The organism is Streptomyces sp. SID1328, from assembly GCF_009865595.1.
GTDB classification, from domain to species: domain Bacteria; phylum Actinomycetota; class Actinomycetes; order Streptomycetales; family Streptomycetaceae; genus Streptomyces; species Streptomyces griseoluteus.
The window spans coordinates 1-2,620 of record NZ_WWKH01000146.1 but is presented as its reverse complement, the minus strand read 5'-3'; the positions used below and the strand labels follow the sequence as shown (position 1 = coordinate 2,620).

At 76.3% G+C, this 2,620-nt stretch carries 1 protein-coding gene and 2 pseudogenes; all 3 read left to right on the top strand.

Annotation, left to right across the window (positions count from 1 at the left end; genetic code table 11):
* Window positions 1-465: pseudogene (locus tag GT030_RS04595) on the top strand (hypothetical protein); the annotation flags it as partial.
* A gap of 7 nt (window positions 466-472) precedes the next feature.
* A complete protein-coding gene (locus GT030_RS04590) occupies window positions 473-2,398 on the top strand; it encodes an FAD/NAD(P)-binding protein (RefSeq protein WP_346009565.1) in 1,926 nt (641 codons plus the stop codon).
* Window positions 2,395-2,620: pseudogene (locus GT030_RS04585) on the top strand (3-carboxy-cis,cis-muconate cycloisomerase); the annotation flags it as partial. The gene GT030_RS04590 and the pseudogene GT030_RS04585, both read left to right, overlap by 4 nt.

Sequence of the window (2,620 nt, the reverse complement as noted above, 5' to 3'; positions counted from 1 at the left end):
TCCCTCGACCAACTCGCCGCCGGGGCACGGGCGAACGGCGCCGGACACATCGTGGGCCATGTTCCCGACGCCCACCGGGCCGCCGACACCCGCGCCCGGCTCACGGCCGCCGGGCTCGCCCCCTGGGCGGAGGTCCGCCACGCCGGCCTGCACGACCTCGGCCGCGCCCCCGCCCCGGTCGACCTCGCCCTGCTCGACTGCCGACCCGACCTGACCCTGCCCGCGCTCACCGCGCTGGAGGGGCGGATGCGCCCCGGCACCATCGTGCTCGCCCTGGGTTCCGCCCCCACCGGCCCCTACCTCGACCGGGTGCGCGACGGCGCGGACTACCTCTCCATGCCCCTGCCGGTCGGCGCCGGAGCGGAGGTCTCCATCCGGCTCACCCCGGCCGCCGCCGTCCAACGCCCCGCTCCCCGTCCGGTCCCCGGACCGGGCACGCCCACTCCACAGCCCAGCGGAGAGTGACCCCTTGATCAGCACACCCTCGGAGATCTGCGTCGTCGGGGCGGGACCCCGCGGCGTGTCCGTCCTGGAGCGGCTGCTCGCCCAGGAACGCAAGTCGCCCTCGCGCGAGCGGCTCACCGTCCACCTCGTCGACCCCTCGCCCCCGGGGCCGGGCCGGGTCTGGCGCACGGCGCAGTCCCCGCACCTGCTGATGAACACCGTGGCCTCACAGGTCACCCTGTTCACCGACCACAGTGTCGACATCGTCGGCCCGGTCGAGGACGGCCCAAGCCTGTACGAGTGGGCGCGCCGTCTCGCCGCGACCGGTACCGCCGACGAGTCGATCGCCGCCGAGGCCCGTGCCCTCGGCCCCGACTCCTACCCGACCCGCGCCTTCTACGGCCACTACCTGCGCTGGGTCTTCCGGCGCCTCCTCGCCACCGCCCCGGCCCACATCACCGTCCGGGTGCACGCCTCGCGGGCCGTCGCCCTGGACGACACCGGGCCGGTGCCGGGGGGCCCGCAGAGCGTGCTCCTGGCCGACGGCACCAGGCTGACCGGGCTCGATGCCGTCGTCCTCGCCCTCGGCCACCTCCCGAACCGACCCGGAGAGGAGACCCGGCGGTTCGCCGACTTCGCCGCCACGCACGGGCTGACCTACCTGCCACCCGCCAACCCCGCCGACCACGACCTCTCCGGCATCGGTGCCGGGCAGCCGGTGCTGCTGCGCGGGCTCGGCCTCAACTTCTTCGACTACCTCGCCCTGTTCACGCTCGGCCGGGGCGGCTCCTTCGCGCGGGTCGGCGACCGGCTGGTGTACCGGGCCTCCGGCGAGGAACCCCGCATGTTCGCGGGCTCCCGGCGCGGGGTGCCGTACCACGCGCGCGGCGAGAACCAGAAGGGCGCGCACGGGCGCCACGAGCCACGGCTGCTGGACCAGGAGAGGGTCGCCGCCCTGCGTGAACGCGCCCGGCGCGGCGAGCGGTTGAGCTTCCGGGCCGACCTGTGGCCGCTGATCGCCCGCGAGGTCCAGAGCGTCTACTACGCGGCCCTGCTCACCGCGCGCGGGCAGCACGCCGCCGCCTTCGCGGACGCCTACCCGCACGTCCCGGAGAGCGAGGAGGACGCGTTCCTCGACGCGGCCGGCATCGGCGCGGCCGACCGCTGGGACTGGGCGCGGATCGCCCGGCCGTACGGGGACCGGGAGTTCACCTCCGTGGCCGACTACCGTGCCTGGCTGCTCGGGCATCTGCGCCAGGACGTGGCCGAGGCGCGCGCGGGGAACGTCACCGGCCCGCTGAAGGCCGCCCTGGACGTGCTGCGCGACCTGCGCAACGAGATTCGCCTCGTGGTGGACCACGACGGCATCGACGGCGCCTCCTACCGCGACCAGCTGCACGCCTGGTACACCCCGCTCAACGCCTTCCTCTCCATCGGCCCGCCCGCCTCCCGCATCGAGGAGCTCACCGCGCTCATCGAGGCCGGGATCGTGGAGATCCTGCCGCCCGGCCTGCTCGTGGACACCGCGGCCGACGACCCCGCCTTCATCGCCCGCACCCTCGGCGGAGCGGACGTCGCCCCGCCCTTCGCCGCGCTCATCGAGGCCCGGCTGCCGGAGCCCGACCTGCGGCGCACCGCCGACCCGCTGCTGCGCCACCTGCTGAGCACCGGCCAGTGCCGCCCGCACCGGATACCCACCGCGCACGGCGGGGTGTACGAGACCGGCGGCCTCGACGTGTCGACCCGCCCCTACCGGCTCGTCGACGCCGCCGGACGCGCCCACCCCCGGCGCTTCGCCTACGGCGTCCCCACCGAGGCCGTGCACTGGGTCACCGCGGCCGGCATCCGGCCCGGCGTGGGCTCCGTGACGCTGGAGGACTCCGACGCCATCGCGCACGCCGTACTGTCCCTGCCCGCCCCGGTGTCCGCCGGACCGGCGGAGGTGACGGCATGAGCGCCGGACTCGACGTCGGCCTGCTGTCCCCGGTGCGGGCCGGGGTGCCGGTGGAGGAGGCCACCGGGGACCTGGCGTGGCTGCAGGCCATGCTGGACGCCGAGGCCGCGCTGGCCCGGGCGCAGGCCCGGCTCGGCGCCGTACCCGCCTGGGCCGCCGACATCATCACCGAGGCCGCCGACGCGCGCCGGCTGGACGCCCGCGCGCTCGCCCTCGCGGCCC